This is a genomic window from Serratia sp. SSNIH1 (assembly GCF_002935055.1).
Lineage (GTDB): Bacteria > Pseudomonadota > Gammaproteobacteria > Enterobacterales > Enterobacteriaceae > Serratia > Serratia nevei.
Map to the genome: position 1 here is coordinate 2,970,068 of NZ_CP026383.1, position 16,321 is coordinate 2,986,388.

At 61.6% G+C, this 16,321-nt stretch carries 13 protein-coding genes; 2 read left to right on the forward strand and 11 right to left on the reverse strand.

What is annotated here, in order from left to right; translation table 11 throughout:
* Nucleotides 1–51: 51 nt before the first annotated feature.
* Complete coding sequence (locus C3F38_RS14430) at nucleotides 52–969, reverse strand: ABC transporter substrate-binding protein (RefSeq protein WP_100247380.1); 918 nt, start codon at nucleotides 967–969, stop codon at nucleotides 52–54.
* A gap of 145 nt (nucleotides 970–1,114) precedes the next feature.
* Between C3F38_RS14430 and C3F38_RS14435 the strand changes: the two genes are divergently transcribed.
* A complete protein-coding gene (locus C3F38_RS14435) occupies nucleotides 1,115–2,311 on the forward strand; it encodes an MFS transporter (protein WP_038873036.1) in 1,197 nt (398 codons plus the stop codon).
* Here C3F38_RS14435 and C3F38_RS14440 read toward each other — a convergent pair.
* Nucleotides 2,308–4,401 carry a bifunctional diguanylate cyclase/phosphodiesterase gene (locus C3F38_RS14440; RefSeq protein WP_038873039.1) on the reverse strand — a complete coding sequence of 698 codons (2,094 nt, stop codon included), beginning with the start codon at nucleotides 4,399–4,401 and terminating at the stop codon, nucleotides 2,308–2,310. The two genes, C3F38_RS14435 and C3F38_RS14440, sit on opposite strands and share 4 nt — an antisense overlap.
* A gap of 359 nt (nucleotides 4,402–4,760) precedes the next feature.
* The gene (locus tag C3F38_RS14445) at nucleotides 4,761–5,075 is read right to left on the reverse strand and encodes a hypothetical protein (RefSeq protein ID WP_038873041.1); all 315 of its coding nucleotides are present in this window, start codon (nucleotides 5,073–5,075) and stop codon (nucleotides 4,761–4,763) included.
* A gap of 223 nt (nucleotides 5,076–5,298) precedes the next feature.
* On the opposite strand from C3F38_RS14445, the gene C3F38_RS14450 reads away from it, so the two are divergent.
* The gene (locus C3F38_RS14450; protein WP_047730711.1) at nucleotides 5,299–8,334 is read left to right on the forward strand and encodes an autotransporter domain-containing protein; all 3,036 of its coding nucleotides are present in this window, start codon (nucleotides 5,299–5,301) and stop codon (nucleotides 8,332–8,334) included.
* Between the two features lie 179 nt (nucleotides 8,335–8,513).
* On the opposite strand, the gene pqqF is transcribed toward C3F38_RS14450, so the two are convergent.
* From pqqF to C3F38_RS14490, 8 genes are all read right to left on the reverse strand, one after another.
* Complete coding sequence (gene pqqF / locus C3F38_RS14455) at nucleotides 8,514–10,835, reverse strand: pyrroloquinoline quinone biosynthesis protein PqqF (RefSeq protein ID WP_055316907.1); 2,322 nt, start codon at nucleotides 10,833–10,835, stop codon at nucleotides 8,514–8,516.
* A 2-nt stretch (nucleotides 10,836–10,837) separates the two neighbouring features.
* Nucleotides 10,838–11,974, reverse strand: a complete 1,137-nt coding sequence (pqqE, locus tag C3F38_RS14460; RefSeq protein ID WP_038873052.1) for a pyrroloquinoline quinone biosynthesis protein PqqE — start codon at nucleotides 11,972–11,974, stop codon at nucleotides 10,838–10,840.
* Nucleotides 11,967–12,245: a pyrroloquinoline quinone biosynthesis peptide chaperone PqqD gene (pqqD, locus tag C3F38_RS14465; RefSeq protein ID WP_016927749.1), complete on the reverse strand. Its 279-nt coding sequence runs from the start codon at nucleotides 12,243–12,245 to the stop codon at nucleotides 11,967–11,969. Before pqqD ends, pqqE begins: the two co-directional genes overlap by 8 nt.
* Entirely contained in the window at nucleotides 12,245–13,000 is a 756-nt protein-coding gene (gene pqqC, locus C3F38_RS14470; protein ID WP_033634535.1) for a pyrroloquinoline-quinone synthase PqqC, read from the reverse strand. The genes pqqD and pqqC overlap by 1 nt, the downstream gene beginning before the upstream one ends.
* Nucleotides 13,001–13,009: 9 nt before the next feature.
* Entirely contained in the window at nucleotides 13,010–13,921 is a 912-nt protein-coding gene (pqqB, locus tag C3F38_RS14475; protein ID WP_038873055.1) for a pyrroloquinoline quinone biosynthesis protein PqqB, read from the reverse strand.
* 58 nt (nucleotides 13,922–13,979) lie between these two features.
* On the reverse strand, nucleotides 13,980–14,057 hold the full coding sequence (gene pqqA / locus C3F38_RS14480) for a pyrroloquinoline quinone precursor peptide PqqA (protein WP_004937827.1): 78 nt from the start codon (nucleotides 14,055–14,057) through the stop codon (nucleotides 13,980–13,982).
* A 117-nt stretch (nucleotides 14,058–14,174) separates the two neighbouring features.
* Complete coding sequence (locus tag C3F38_RS14485) at nucleotides 14,175–15,224, reverse strand: dipeptidase (protein ID WP_104456919.1); 1,050 nt, start codon at nucleotides 15,222–15,224, stop codon at nucleotides 14,175–14,177.
* 133 nt (nucleotides 15,225–15,357) lie between these two features.
* Nucleotides 15,358–16,284, reverse strand: a complete 927-nt coding sequence (locus C3F38_RS14490) for a LysR family transcriptional regulator (RefSeq protein ID WP_038873060.1) — start codon at nucleotides 16,282–16,284, stop codon at nucleotides 15,358–15,360.
* Nucleotides 16,285–16,321 lie beyond the last annotated feature (37 nt).

The following is a 16,321-nucleotide window of genomic DNA, read 5'->3' on the forward strand; positions in this document are numbered from 1 at the left end:
TCATGATTGATCATCAATAGCCGGCCCCTCGATGCGGGGCCGGTGCATGTTTTAGTCTCCCAGTCCCGGCGGGTTAATCTCGGAATGGGCAATCTTCTCGTCGCTCTCCGCCCAGCGATCCAGCACCTGCAGATAGCTGCCGTTGGCGATGGCGCCGTTGAGCGATGCCTGCACCGCGTCCACCAGGCCGTTGCCTTTCTTCAGCGTGACGGCGATGTTGGCGGTTTTCGGCCAGCCGCCGGGCACGATGCCTACCAGCCGGGTTTTGCCGGTCAGCCGCGCCTGGTAAGCGCCGGAGACGTTGGGCCCGAAGGTGGCGTCGGCGCGGCCGGACTGAATGGCCAACGTGGAGGCGGCCTTGTCGGTGACGTACACCGGCTGCAGCGGCGCCAGTCCCTTGGCGCGGTTCTCCTTGTCCCAGGCCAGCAGCACCGCTTCCTGGTTGGTGCCGGAATCGACGATGATCTTTTTACCGGCGATATCCCGCGCGGTGTTGATCTGGGTGATCTTGCTGTCGGATTTGACGTAGAACCCCAGCGTATCCTGACGATAGGTGGCGAAATCGAATTTGGTCTTGCGTTCGTTGGTTACGGTGATGTTGTAAACCGCGGCGTCATATTTGCCGGAGGCCACCCCCAGCGGCCAGTCTTCCCACGAGGTGGGCACCAGCTTGAGTTTCAACCCCAAACCGTCGGCCACCAGGCGCGCGATGTCCGCCTCGCTGCCGATCACCGTTTTATTGTCGCGGGCATAGAGGCCGAACGGCGGGCCGCTGCCCAGCAGGGAAATGGCCACCGTCAGCGTGCCGGGCTCCACGAACTTGAAACCGGCGGGGATTTTGGCGACCGCCTCGGCGTTCTTCACCGTATGGATCGGCGTTTCGTTGGCGACGATATCTACCCCTGGCGCGGCCGCGGCGGAAAAGCTCAGCAGCGCCGCCATCACTATCATCTTTTTGCTATCTATCATTATGTTAATTACCTTCATTATTAGGATTGTCACAGGGTCGTTGCACTATCTCTGAAGGCTAAAGGTCTGTGAACGAACAAAATCAACTATCCAATCTTGGAAAAATCATGATGCGCCGCCGGCGCTGAGACATCGAGGACGAACCATGCTGTCGCGCTTCGCTACGTTGGGCCGCATACCGCGCGGCGTTTGGATCTTGGGTGGGGTGAGCCTGCTGATGGACGTTTCCTCGGAAATGATCCACAGCCTGCTGCCGCTGTTTATGGCGACGACGCTCGGCGTCAGCGTGATCGTCATCGGGCTGATCGAAGGGCTGGCGGAGGCGACGGCATTGGTCGTCAAGGTATTCTCCGGCGTGCTCAGCGATTACCTCGGCAAGCGTAAAGGGCTGGCGCTGCTGGGCTACGGGCTGGGCGCCATCAGCAAACCGTTTTTTGCCGTCGCGTCGTCGTCCGGCATGGTGATGAGCGCGCGTCTGTTGGATCGCGTGGGCAAAGGCATCCGCGGCGCGCCGCGCGACGCCCTGGTGGCCGATGTGACGCCGCCGGAAATTCGCGGCGCGGCCTTTGGGCTGCGCCAGTCGCTGGATACCGTCGGCGCCTTTTTAGGACCTCTGCTGGCCGTCGGCTTGATGCTGCTGTGGCACAACGATTTTCGCGCCATCTTTTGGGTGGCGGCGATCCCGGCGGCGCTGGCGATCGCGCTGCTGTTCTTCGGCCTGAAAGAGCCGGCCGCCGCGATAACCGACAAGCGTACCAACCCGATTACCCGCGCCAATCTGCGGCTGCTGGGGCGTGGCTATTGGTGGGTAGTGGGCATCGGCGCCGTCTTCACGTTGGCGCGCTTCAGCGAGGCGTTTCTGGTGCTGAAGGCGCAGCAGGGCGGCACGCCGCTGGCGTTGATCCCGCTGGTGATGGTCGCCATGAACCTGGTCTACGCCTGCTCGGCCTATCCGTTCGGTAAACTTTCCGACCGCATGAGCCATAAAGGAATGTTAAAAGCCGGTTTACTGGTGCTGATCGCCGCCGATGTGGTGCTGGCGTTGAGCGATCATTGGGCGGGCGTGCTGTTTGGCGTGGCGCTGTGGGGCGTGCACATGGGCATGACGCAGGGGCTGTTGGCTGCGATGGTGGCGCATACCGCGCCGGCGCACCTGCGCGGCACCGCGTTCGGCATGTTCAACTTGGTCAGCGGTGTGGCGCTGCTGCTGGCGAGTCTCGGGGCCGGCATGCTGTGGGAGCGGGTCGGTTCCGCTTCCACCTTTTACGCCGGCGCGATCGTCTGCGTGGTGACGCTTATCGGCATGCAGCTGGCGCCGTTCGGCGAACAGCAGGGCGTTTAACGGCCGTCGACAGGCTGCGGTGCTGCCTGCAGCAGCTCGGGCACCCGCTGGGGTTCCACCGCCCGGCTGAACAGAAAACCCTGGCCGATATGGAAACCGGCTTCGCACAGCGTTTGCCGCTGCTGCTCGGTTTCCACTCCCTCGGCGATGATATCGATCGACAGCTTTTGACCGAGAATGCCGATGCTTTCCACGATCGCCAGGATCGCCGGTTCGGTATTCATACGTTGAACGAAGTCGCAGTCCAGCTTAATGCAGTCCAGCGGATAATCCATGATATGGCTGAACGAGGAGTGACCGGTGCCGAAGTCGTCCAGGGCGATGCGGATGCCCATCTCCTTGAGCATTTGTAATGCGCGCAGCACGTACTTCGAACCGTGCTTGTTGAACGCGTGTTCGGTCACCTCCAGTTCGATCAGATGATGGGGTATGTGGAACTTCAGCAGGCGCTGCAGGAACGTTTCGGCGTAGTTGTCGCGTAAAAACTCGATCGGCGACACGTTCAGCGAGATGGGCTGCACCGCCACGCCGGCCGCGCGCCAGCGGGCGATATCGGCGAAGACCTTCAGCTGCATGGCTTCGCTGATCTTGGTCGCCAGCTCGTAGTCGTTGAACGCCTCGCTCACCGTCGCCGGCAGCTGCACACCGTTGATCGGGCAGTGCCAGCGCAGTAAGGCTTCAAAGCCGACGATGCTACCGTCGGTCAGGCTGACCTTCGGTTGGTAGCTGGGGCGGATGCAGTTGTCGCGCACGATCTGGCGCGCGTAGTTGAGCTGGCTGGCGCGGGCGCGCGCCTTGTCCATCATCTTGCGGTCGAACATATAGACACCGCCCCGGCCGCCGTCTTTCAGCTCATACAGCGCAGTATCGGCGCATTTCATCAGTTCCGAAGCGTCGCGGGCGTCTTTGGGGTAGATGGCGCCGCCGATGCTCATGCCGCAATGCAGCGTCTTGCCGCCGTGGGTGATCGGCGTCTCCAGCTGCAGCAGAAACTTGTTGGCGATGCGGAAAATATCCTGCTCGTTTTCGACGTCGCTGATCACCACGGCGAACTCATCGCCGCCGAGGCGAGAGACGAACGAGTGCGTATTCATGCAGGCGCTGAGCCTTTTGCCCAAAACCCGCAGCAGATGGTCGCCCGCCGCGTGGCCCAGCGTGTCGTTCACCAGCTTGAAGTGGTCAAGATCCAGCAGCATCAGCCCAAGCGACTTGTTGCCGTGCAGGGCCCGCTTCATTTCTTGCTTCAGTTTCTTCTTGAACAGGCGCCGGTTGGGCAGGCCGGTCAGTTCGTCATATTCGCTGGCGAGCAACAGGCGTTGCTCCATCACGCGTTGCGAAGTCACGTCGCGTGAGACGCACAAGATCTCGGCCACGGTGCCGTGTTCGTCGCTGACCGGCGTAAGAATGTTGTCCCAGTGCTGTTTTTTGCCCTGCGGCGTCACGCTCAATCCCGTGAAGCGCGCATTTTTTCCGGCTCTGACGCTGCGCAGCGCTTTGCGGCCGCGGCGCCGGATCTCGGGCGACAGCAGCCCCAACCAGGGCATGCCAAACTCTTTTTGCCCCGGATCAAGGCCGAGCGCCAGGCTGCCGGAGCGGTTCATGTGGCGCAGCGTGCCGTCGTGATTGATCACTTTAATGCAGTCGACGCTGGCGTCCAGCATGTCTTGCTGGATAGACAGCGCCTGAACGTTTTGCTGGCGCTGCAGCATTTGCGGGTGAATGTCGGTCGCCGTCAGGTACCAGCTGGGCTCCAGCGCCATGCCGTCCTGCCGGGCGTTAAACGCCAGCATGAACCAACGGTAGGCGCCGCTGCGATCGCGCAGGCGGGCCTCGCCGGCGAACGAGGAGAGGGCCACGATCGCCTGGCGCCATTGCGCGGCCAGCCGCTCGCGATCGTCGGGGTGCAGGGCATCGAGCCAGTCGGCGGCGCCGTGTTCCCCGGCGATGGCGCCGGTATAGTCGCGCCATTGTTTATTGAAGTAACCGCCAAGGCGGTTGCCGAAGCAAATCAGGCCGGGCAAGTCGTCTACGATTTCGCCATAGAGATCAATCGGATTTTTGTTATTGCTCTGCTTGGGCAACAGGGTCATGCGGTATTTCCTCGGAAAATTACCCATATTCTCGCTCTAGAGCAGAGCTTCTTTCAATATAGTCTTGCCAATGAAAATGGGAATAGCCAGCGGGCGCGGCTAAAAATCGGCCCGCTAGCATGGAATACATCCAGCGTGAACGCATTAGGAATACTCCTGTTATTTATAAGCATCCCTTATATTGCAGCGAAAAATAAGTGATCGGACCACGCCGCGTTATTGCCGTGAAAATTAATCATTATTGATGTTTCTCTATGGCTAAATGTTCAGTCGCCATGATGTACTCCCGACCGGTATTCTGCCTTCTCTATGCGGTAATACTGACAAAAATCGCAGTCCAGACGGGGATGAACGCCATTTTATGCACTATTCAGCGCCCGTTTACTGGGGCTTAGCGGAAAAATCATGATGCAAATCAAGAAATGTTTTGTTTCATATGTTGACACTTTGCTTACGAATGGGATAGCCTCGCGAATGAAAATCATTAACAAAATTGGATGATTAAGCGAGATGCACCCACTCTCTGATTCTCCCGCTTCGGCCGGATGGCCGAACTGCCCCGGCGTAGCGGCACCGATAAACGTACATTCGCCTCCTGTTTGCCTCTCTGCGCCATAGGTGCCAGGCGCGGCGGCATGCTCTTGTCTGCTCGCACTATTTTCGTCACTCAGCATGTCTTTTCATGCGGCCCGTATCGGGTCTGCATGCGCTATCTGTTATTTCACGATCGAGGGAGGTCGCAGGGCGGTTAAAACGTAAGTTTTCTTCTGGGTATAAATAAACATGGAGCGTAAAATGAAACTTAATAAGAAATTGAAGTTAGCGTATTGCGTTTTTCTGGGTTGTTATGGCTTATCCATTCATTCTTCTCTTGCCGCTTATCAGGATCCCGGTCGCTTGGGCGCGCCTGACAGCTGGAAAACCGCCGAGTTTAACCGCCAATGGGGGCTTGAGGCTATTTCCGCCGAGTTTGCCTATGCCAGAGGCTATACTGGAAAAGGCGTCACCATCGGCATTATCGACAACGCCATTCTTTCCCATTCTGAATTCGCCGGCAAACTGACGCGATTGGATAACGGCAGTTATAATTTCTCGTACGATAAACAAGACAATATGTCTTTCGGCGATCACGGCACCCATGTAGCCGGTATTGCCGCAGCGAAAAGAGACGGCGGCGGCATGCACGGCGTGGCTTTCGACGCGGATATTATCGGCACCAAATTGAATGACTACGGTAACCGCAACGGCCGTGAGGAGTTGATTCAGAGCGCGGCTCGCGTCATCAACAACAGCTGGGGGATTGCACCGGACATTCGCCGTGACGCCAAAGGCGATATCATCTGGTTGCCGAACGGCAGGCCGGACTACGTGGCATTCGTAAAAAGCGACGTGATCGGCGAGATGATGCGCAACAAGGCCAGTGTGGAATGGGGCAGCGAACAGCCGGTGCCTACCGGCGCGCACAGCGCGATGCCAACGCTGCTGCGGGCGGCCCGGCACGGTAAGCTGATCGTCTTCTCGGCAGGCAATTACAACAACTACAATATTCCCGAAGCGCAAAAATCACTGCCTTACGCCTTCCCGGACGTCTTGAACAATTACCTGATCGTGACCAACCTGAGCGACGAAAACACGTTAAGCGTCTCTTCGACCAGCTGCGGGCAAACGGCCAGTTATTGCGTTTCCGCACCGGGGTCCGATATTTACAGCACCGTCGGCCGGCTGGAGTCCAATACCGGCGGCGCCGTTAATCGCGAAGCTTATAATAAGGGCGAGCTTTCGCTTAATCCCGGCTACGGCAATAAATCAGGCACCTCAATGGCTGCGCCGCACGTTACCGGCGTTGCCGCCGTATTGATGCAACGTTTCCCTTATATGAGCGCCGATCAAATATCCGCGGTAATTAAAACCACCGCCACCGATTTGGGTGTCGCCGGTATTGATAATCTGTTCGGCTGGGGACGTGTCAATTTGCGCAATGCGATCAACGGCCCGAAAATGTTTATTACCAAAGAGGATATCCCGCAGGAATATTATGTACCGGGCTCCTACAGTGAAAAACAGTTCGTGGTGAATATCCCCGGTCTGGGAAATATCGTCGAACCCGGTACCTCTGTTGAGCGGCGCTGCACGTCGAGCGAATGCGACTTCGATGCGTGGAGTAACGACATCAGCGGGCACGGCGGCTTGACCAAAACGGGCGCCGGTACGCTGGCGTTGTTGGGTAATAACACCTATCGCGGTGATACCTGGGTGAAACAGGGCGTGTTGGCGATCAACGGTTCGGTGGCGTCCAACGTCTATATCGAAAATAGCGGCACGTTGGCCGGTGAGGGCACCGTCAGCGCCTTCAGAGCGGCTCGGGGCGGCAGCGTCGCGCCGGGTAACGGCATCGGCACGCTGCACGTGTTGCACGATGCCATTTTTGATCGCGGTTCGCAGTATAACGTGGAAGTGGCGGGCAATGGCCGCAGCGACAAGATCGACGCACGACGCGCGTTTCTCAATGGCGGCAGCGTGAACGTCAGCCTGGAGCACAGCAAAAACCTGCTGTCGCAGAATGAGGCGCAAAGTTTGTTGGGCAACAAATACACCATCCTGACGACGACGGACGGCGTCAACGGCCGGTTCGAAAATGCCAATCCAGCGTATCCGTTTGTTAATGTGACGCTGGATTATCAGGGTAATGACGTCGGCCTTGGCATCACCCGCACCGCCGCTCGTTTTGACACCCTGGCCAGCACTGAGAACGAGAAAGCGGTGGCTCGCGCGGTGGAAACGCTCAACGCGACGGAGCCGGTCACGGAAACGGTGAAGCGCAGCGTGGCTGCCCCTACCGCTGAGGCGCTGAGCGCACTGCAAGATGATCAAGGCAAAGCACAAGCCGTTACCGAAGAAGCGGGCATCGTCACCGGCCATCCGGTGTATGAAAGCTTCCTCGGCTTCACGTCGGCCAGAGAGCTGCAACAGGCGACCCGCCAACTGTCCGGCCAGGTCCATGCGGATATGGCTTCCGCCCAGATTAACGAAAGCCGTTACCTACGCGATGCCGCCACCGAGCGCCTGCGCCAGGCGGAAGGCCGCCGTATCGCTTCCGATATCAAAGCGGATGACAACGGCGCCTGGGCGAAACTGCTGGGCAACTGGGGGCATGCTTCCGGCAACGATAATGCCACCGGTTACCAAACGTCCACCTACGGCGTGCTGCTGGGCCTGGATGGCGAGCTGTTTGACGACGGCCGGCTTGGGGTGATGACCGGGTATACCCGCACCTCACTGGATGGCGGTTATCAGTCAGATGCTCACAGCGACAACTACCATCTGGGGCTGTACGGCAACAAACGTTTCGGTGCGTTGGCGCTGCGGGCGGGGGGCACGTATACCTGGCATCGTATCGATACCTCGCGCTCGGTGAACTACGGCGCGCAGTCGGATCGCGAGAAGGCCAGCTATAACGCGCGCACCGGCCAGCTGTTTATCGAAAGCGGTTACGACTGGACGAACGACACGGTCAATCTTGAGCCATTCGCCAACCTGGCTTATACCCACTATCGTAACGAGGGGATCAATGAGCACGGCGGGGCGGCGGCGCTGCGCGGCGACAAGCAAAGTCAATCAGCCACCGCTTCGACGCTGGGGCTGCGCGCAGATACGCAATGGCAGGCCGATAGCGTGGCGATCGCGCTGCGCGGCGAACTGGGCTGGCAGCATCAGTACGGCAAGCTGGAGCGCAAAACGCAACTGATGTTCAAACGTACCGATGCGGCGTTCGACGTGAACAGCGTGCCGGTTTCCCGCGATGGCGCGGTGCTGAAAGCGGGCGTCGATGTTGCGGTAAACAAAAACGCCGTCTTGTCCCTCGGCTACGGCGGGCAGCTATCGTCAAACCACCAGGATAACAGCGTCAACGCCGGTCTGACCTGGCGCTTCTGATCGCGTTTACCCCGTTTGACCTTACTCAGCCTCCATCGCAACGATGGGGGCTTTTCTCCAGGCCTTAGTTACGCCAATCTGATCCCGGGCACAGACATTTCCTGGGTGATCAGCATGGTGCTGACCGGTATCGCATCCCCATTGTGTTGTTCACGACGGGCTAACTGGGCAGTGCAGCTTTAAATGTCATCGCCCTGGAAAAGCCGCTGCTGCCAGTGCAACAGTTGGGTCAGCGTGACTGGCGCAGCGTCAGCAATGGCCTCGCGATCTTCCAAGGCAATTTCTCGGGCGCGCTGCAACGATTCGGTGCTGAGGCGCTGCAGGCTTTGCCGCAGCGCCTGTTGTATTTGCGCCAGCTCGCCAGCGCCAATGTGCGCCAGCTCATGGCGCATCTGCAGTAAGAATTCGTCGGTTAACTGCCGCAGCGGTTCAACGTTGAACGTCGGGGATTGCAGGGCGAACAGCATGCCCTCGGTATCGGCACAGCGGTGGAAGGCGCATTGCACCACGTAACCCACGTTGCGATCCACGCGCAACCGCTGAAAATAACGCGGGGCGTAAAGCTGAGCCAGCACGCGCAGCGCCCAACGGCCTTCGGCTTCGCCGTTTTGCAGCGGGTAAAACTGCAGTAAGGCGCTTTCGGGGCCGCTTTCCGTCAGCGTGACGGGGCGATGATGGTGAGGTGTCGGCAGCGGCGGCTCAGCGGCCACGGAATAGGGGAAACCGTACAGCAGGTGCGACAGCTGCCGTTTTAACTCGCCATCGCCGCCGATCAAGGTGGCATGCCATTGCGCCGCTGCGGTTGGCGCGCTGAGCGCCGCCGGCAATTGGGCTAACAGACGGCGAATGGCGATATCGTTTTGCTCTTTCCGCTGCGTATGGCGCAGGTTTCTCGCCGCCTCGTTGAGAACGGCCGGCGACAACACCGCCAGCGCCCGGTTTACGACGCTCAGCCCATGGCAGATCAGCGCGTGGCTGCCCGCCAACTGCAGCAGCCACACGCCCTGGTGGCGTTCGAAGCTTAAATGTCCCTCCTGATGCGCCAGTTCGGCCGCCCCGGCGCGCAGCGCCGCCTGTATGCCGCAGGCCTGTTCATCGCTGAAGGGGCTGGACGGCGCCGGCCGCAGCAACAGCACCGGCTGCGCTTCGCCAGGGAGCAGATGCCGCAGCGGCGCCAGGCCGGAAGGCAAGGTCGGACTCGGCAGCGCCGCCGCGGCGGTGAAAAAGCGAAAAGGTTCCGTTGCGGGCGTCAGCGCGGCGCCAACGAAGGGGCCAAGCGCCAGCGGCAACCCTTGAATTTCACGGGGTTCGCCGCCGCCATCGGGCCGTACGGCCAGGCGGCGGCGCGGCGCGCTAATCAGCGCCGCAATATGCCGTGGCCAATCGTCGTTCGGCTCCGCCGGCGGCAACCCAAACGCTCTGGCGCGCAGCTGATCGAGCGGCGCCAAACGGTGGAAATCGCGATTGGCCAGCCGCTCGTAATGCGCAAGCTGAGCCGGTGCCAGCACCTGCAGCGCCTGCAGCCACGCCAACAACGCGCTTTCGATGTGGGCAGCTTCAGCAGCTGAACCGTGATTGACGGTAAAGATAAAACTCAGCAGCGCGTTGTTCTCGCTGCAGCGCGAATAATCGAGCCGAACCGCATCGCACCACGCCTGAGCGCGCAGCCGGGCCAGCAGCCCGCCGGGGGCTTCGTCCAGCAGCAGGCGCTCCAGCCGCCGCAGCCAACCGCGCGCATGGGAACACGGCAGGGCAAACACCAGTCTCAGCTGCGGCGTGCCGGGAAGAGACAGGGTGTAATCTTTCGCAGCGGTCAGCGGCGGTGAGGCTTTGTGCGGTATGGCGCTGCCCGATGGCAAGCGGCTGCCGTAACGCTGGGCCAGCGCATGCAGCTGCGCCAGTGATTGTGGGCCTTGCAGCCACAGCGTCAGGTTTGGCGCGCGAAAATAGCGCCGGTGAAACTGCCGCAGCGCCTGCTGCAGGGCGGAAATGTCGCTGCCGAAAGCGGCGCGGCTGCCGATATGAAAGCGGTGCATGGCGTCCAGGCCGGTGAACATCTGCCGCTGTGCGGCTTCGCAGCGGGTTTCCACCTCGGCGCGCAGCAGGCGATATTCAGCGTCGATGACCTCAATCTCCTGTGCGATCGCCTCGGCCGCCAGCTGTGGGGCGGCGAGCATATCGCTCAGCCGCGCCAGCCCCTGCGCCAAATGATCGGCGCCCACCTCGAAGAAAAACGCGGTTTGCGTGGCCTGGGTGGTGGCATTCAGTCGGCCGCCGACCGACGGTACCCAGCCCATCAAACTATCTTGCGCGCTGAAGTTCTCGCTGCCGCGAAACAACATATGCTCCAGCAGATGCGCCAGGCCCGGCCAGGCGGTGGGCGCCTGAAAACTGCCCGCTTCAATGCGCACCAGCGCGGCGGCGCTAGCGGCGGCAGGATCGCTTATCGCCTTGACGGCCAAACCGTTGTCGAGCTGCCAGGAGGCGCCGGCGAGTGCCATCGTCAACCCTTGAAAATCAGACGGGAGTTGGTTTGATTCCGAAAACGCAGCTGATCGATACCGATCTGCGAACGGTTCGCCGCTTCCCGCGCCGCCAGAATGGTGCCGTGGTGCGGCGATTTGCCGCATACCGGGTCGGCGTTGTCGGCGTTGCCGGTCAGCATGAACGCCTGACAACGGCAGCCGCCGTAGTCTTGCTCTTTCTCCGAGCAGGAACGGCAGGGCTCCGGCATCCAGTTATAGCCGCGATAGCGGTTAAAACCGAACGAGTGGTACCAGATATGCTGCAGATCGTGCTCCAGCACCGACGGGAAGGCGATCGGCAACTGACGGGCGCTGTGACAGGGTAACGCCATGCCTTCCGGCGTTACGCTCATGAAGATCGCCCCCCAGCCGCCCATGCAGCCTTTGGGGCGCTCCTCGTAGTAGTCCGGCGTGACGAACAGCAGGTTGGCCAGCTTGCCCTCGGCGGCCATGCGTTCGCGATAGTGTTTTACCACCGCTTCCGCGTCGGCGATCTGCTCGCGGGTCGGCAGCAGGCCCTCGCGGTTGAGGTGCGCCCAGCCGTAGAACTGGCAGGTCGCCAGCTCGACGTCGTCGGCGTCCAGCTGGATCGCCAGTTCGATAATACGGTCGATCTGGCCGATATTATGGCGATGCAACACGAAGTTGAGCACCATCGGATAGCCGAGCGCCTTGACCGCCTTGGCCATGGCCAGCTTCTGCTGAAACGCCTTGGCGGAACCCGCCAGCGCGGCGTTCAGCGTTTCGTCGCTGGCCTGAAAACTGATCTGGATATGGTCCAGCCCGGCGTCGGCGAAGGTCTGCAGCTTCTTCTCGGTCAGGCCGATGCCGGAAGTGATCAGGTTGGTGTAAAAGCCGAGATCGCGCGCGGCGGCGATCAGCTCGGGCAGGTCTTTACGCACCAGCGGCTCGCCGCCGGAAAAACCGAGCTGCACGCTGCCCATCGCCCGCGCCTGGCGAAACACCTCAATCCACTGCGCGGTGGTCAGCTCTTTTTCCTGCGCGGCAAAATCGAGCGGGTTGGAGCAATAGGGGCACTGCAGCGGGCAGCGGTAGGTCAGCTCCGCCAGCAGCCAGAGCGGCGGGTTCACCGCCGGCGCGCGTGCTTCAGTCACGGAAGGTCACCCATTTTTGTTCGTAGGCGCGCTGGAAAAATTCCAGCACGTCATCCGCCAACCCCTCGGCGCCGGGAAAGCGGGCGTTCAGCTGCGCGATGATGCCGTTCAGCGTGGTGTGGCCGTCGACCAGCTGCAAGATGGCGGCGGCGCTGTCGTTCAGCTTGGCCATGCCTTCCGGGTAGAGGATCACGTGGCTGTTTTGCACTTGCTCCCATTGCAGGCGATAGCCGCGGCGGAAGACGGGGGTATGTTCAGGGTTCAGCGTCATTACACCAGCCTCTGGTTGTGCCATACCCGCGCGGCGGTCACGCTGTGATAAGGCGGGCGGTTCAGGGTATAGGCCATGCTCATGGCGTCCAGCATGCTCCACAGAATATCCAGTTTGAACTGCAGGATCTCCAGCATGCGCTGCTGCTTTTCAACGGTGTCGCAATAGTCCAGCGCCAACGCCAAGCCGTGTTCCACATCGCGGTTGGCCTGGCCGAGGCGGCTGCGGAAATAGTCGTAGCCGGCGGCGTCGATCCACGGATAGTGCTGCGGCCAGCTGTCGAGGCGCGACTGGTGGATTTGCGGCGCGAACAGTTCGGTCAGCGAGCTGCAGGCCGCTTCTTGCCAGCAGGCGCGGCGCGCGAAATTGACGTAGGCGTCGACCGCAAAGCGCACGCCCGGCAGCACCAACTCTTCAGAGAGCAGGGCGTCACGCTGCAGCCCGACGGCTTCGCCCAGGCGCAGCCAGGCTTCGATGCCGCCTTCGCTGCCGCCGTAGCCATCGTGATCCAGGATGCGCTGCACCCATTTGCGGCGGGTTTCCGGCTGTGGGCAGTTAGCCATGATCGCCGCGTCTTTGATCGGAATGCTGGTCTGGTAGTAGAACCGGTTGGCCACCCAGCCCTGGATCTGCTCGCGGGTTGCTTCGCCGTTGTGCATCGCGATGTGGTACGGGTGGTGGATATGGTAATAAGCGCCTTTGGCGCGCAGCGCCGCTTCAAATGCCGGCGGAGTCAGGGGCAGTGGTTGCGTCATGGCGGTTCCCTACAGTTCGATATTCATGCCGTCCCAGCTCACTTCAATGCCGGCGGCGGTCAGACTTTGCCGCTCTGCCGAGTCTTCATTGAGGATTGGGTTGGTATTGTTAATGTGGATCAGGATTTTGCGCCTGGCGGGCAAGGTGGCGAGCAGGGCCGCCAGCCCGTGTTCTTCCGCCAGCGCCAGATGCCCCATGTCCTTGCCGGTATTGCGGCCCACGCCGGCGTTGGCCAGCTCGTTGTCGCGCCACAGCGTGCCGTCGATCAGCAGGCAGTCCGCGCGGCGCAGCCACGGCATCAGCGCCTCGTCCGGCTCACCCAGGCCCGGTGCGTACAGCAGCCCGACCCCGCGCGCGGTATCTTCGATAAACAGCGCCACGTTGTGGCCCGGCAGCGGGCGATCGCGGTACGGCGAATAGGGCGGCGCGTTGCTGAGTAGCGGAATGGCGGTAAAGCGCACGGTCGGGCAGACCGCCGTGCGGAACGGCTCCCCGGGCGTCACCGGGTGGTGAATCAGCCCGCCGTGCCAGTGGGAGAGCATGGGAAACACCGGGAAGCCGGTGCTGAGATCGTCATGCACTTCAGGCGTGCACCAGACGTGATGCGGGCAGCCCTCGCGCAAATTGAGCAAGCCCGCGCTGTGATCGATCTGGCTGTCGGTCAACACGATCGCGCCGATACCGGTGCCGCGCAGCACATCGGGATTATTCAATTCGGGCGAGGCCAGCAGCTGATGGCAAATGTCCGGGGAAACGTTGCACAGTACCCAGTTTTTACCGTCGTCGCTGACGGCAATGGAAGACTGGGTGCGGCGCTTGGCGTTGATGCTGCGGTCGCGAACGCCCCGGCAGTTGTCGCAGTTGCAATTCCACTGGGGAAAGCCGCCGCCTGCTGCTGAGCCGAGAACTTTTATCTGCATGTCTAAACCAGAAAGAGAGGGAAAGAAATGCCCGCGCGAAAGGCGGGCAGACGGGCGATTAACGGTTGGAAATGTACAGCGTCACTTCCAGACCCAGACGCAGGTCAACAAACTCAGGTTTAGTCCAGGTAGTCATAGCGGTGCTCCTTAGCATGCATCGTAATAGTTCGAACCCAATGAGAAACGTTCGCATTCGGCCGGCCCAATGTTGACGAAATGTGACGGAGATCGCAACCTTTAAAGCGTAACCGGGTTATTCGCCCCAGGTGGTGGCGAGCACGTTCAGCCAGTTGCGCCAGGTCAGCTTCTCCAGCAGCCGGTTATCGAACCCGGCCTGTGCCAGCGCTTGCGTCAGCAGCGGCAGGCCGCCGACATCCGCCAACGGGTGCGGTACGTTGACCCCGTCAAAATCAGAGCCAAATCCCACGCGATCTTCACCAAGTTTAGCGATCAAATACTCAACGTGTTTAACAATTTCTGTTAAGCCGGTTGTTGCACTGTCACGTTTGCCGTCCGCACGCAGGAAGGCGGTACCGAAATTGACGCCGACCATCCCGCCGCTCTGAGCGATGGCGTCCAGCTGTGCGTCGGTCAGGTTACGCGGTTGCGGGCAGAGGGCGTGGGCGTTGGAGTGGGTGGCGACCAGCGGCGCGCGGCTCAGCGCGGCGGTTTGCCAGAAGGTTTTCTCGTTCATGTGCGAGACGTCTATCATGATGCGGCGGCGGTTGCAGGCGCGGACCAGCGCCTCGCCGGCCGGCGTCAGGCCGGGGCCGGTATCGGGTGAGCCGGGGAACGGCCCGCTGACGCCGGTGCCGAAGGCGTTCGGCAGATTCCAGGATGGCCCGATGCTGCGCACGCCCAGCCGGTAGAAGGCCTCCAGCTGCGTCAGCTCCGCATCGATCATACCGGCGCCTTCAATATGCAGCACCGCGGCGATTTGTCGGTTAAGTCGACACTGTTCTATCTCGGTGGCGGTGCGACAGATGCGCAGCTGCCCCTGAGAAGCTTGCTCCAGCTGCTGCAGGATGGCGATTTGCCGTTCGGCGATCGCCAGCGGATCGAAGGTGGCCTGCGCCTCGTCCTGCGTTTGGTGGCGCATCTGGGCGATATAGCTGAGCGGGGGAATAAATACCGCGAATAGTCCGCCGAAAAATCCGCCGCGCCGCATGCGGGCGAAATCGAGGTGGCCCGGCGTGACGCGGGAATAGAAGGCGGTGGCCGGATCGTCGTCATGCTGCAGCCACAGGTTGAGCAGCAGGTCGTTATGGCCGTCGAACACCGGCCAGAGAGGGGGAAGTGTCATGGGCGCTTCACTGAGTCAGGCATCGTGAACGCTATGTTCTCCCATCGCGCGAGGGGGAACAACCCTCAGGCTATGGGGGCTTTGCCGTCGGCTGGATCACTCGCCGTCAGCAGGGCAAAATTTAGTGACATTGTCACTCTGTGCGAAGCGGTTCTTGCACGCGTTGGCGGCAGACCGTCAGCAGTAGCTGGCGCAGCCAGCGGTGATCGGCCTCGGCGTCCAAGCGCGGATGCCACATTTGCGACACGGTGATGGGCGGCGTTTTCACCGGCAGCTCGAAGACGCGCAGCGGGCCGCCCGCCGGTTGCGCATGCAGGAACGAGGCGGGCAGCAACGCCAGCAGGTTCGAGGCTTGCGCCACCGCCAGCGCCGCCGGAAAGCTCGGCACCACGGCGGCGATATGGCGTGCCAGCCCCAGCTCCGCCAGCGCGGCGTCTACCGGCCCGAGGATGCGCCCGCTGCGCGAGGCCACCACGTGGCCGCAGGCGGCGTAGTCGGCGGCGCCGATCTCCGGCTGCTGCGCCAGCGGGTGTGAGGTTCTCATCACACCGACGAAGCGATCGCGGAACAGCGCCTGCAGGCGGATTTCCGGGCCCATGTCACCCAGCACGCCAATCTCCAGATCAACCAGCCCTTCACGCAGGGGGCGGTCGCTTTTCTCCGGCTTGGGCGCAAAGCGCAGTCGCACACGCGGCGCCTGTTCGGCCGCGGCGGCGATCAGCGCCGGGCCGAAGGCTTCGACGAAGCCGTCGTTAGCGCGCAGCGTAAAGGTCCGATCCAGCACGGCGGGATCCAATGCCCCCTGCGCCGGGCGCAACACCGCGCGCGCTTCGAACGCTGCGTGCCGCGCCCGTTCGCGCAGCGTTTCGGCATAGGGTGTCAGCACCATATGGCGGCCGGCGCGCACCAGCAGGGGATCGCCGGTGGCCGCGCGCAGCCGGCTGAGGGTGCGGCTCATCGCCGAAGCGCTTAAACCGAGACGCCGTGCGGCGCCGACGACGCTGCCCGCCGTCAGCAGCGCGTCGAGTGCGATCAACAGGTTGAAATCCGGATCGGTCATGCGTGGGTGTCCTGTTGTGCTGGAAATGGGGGAAGGC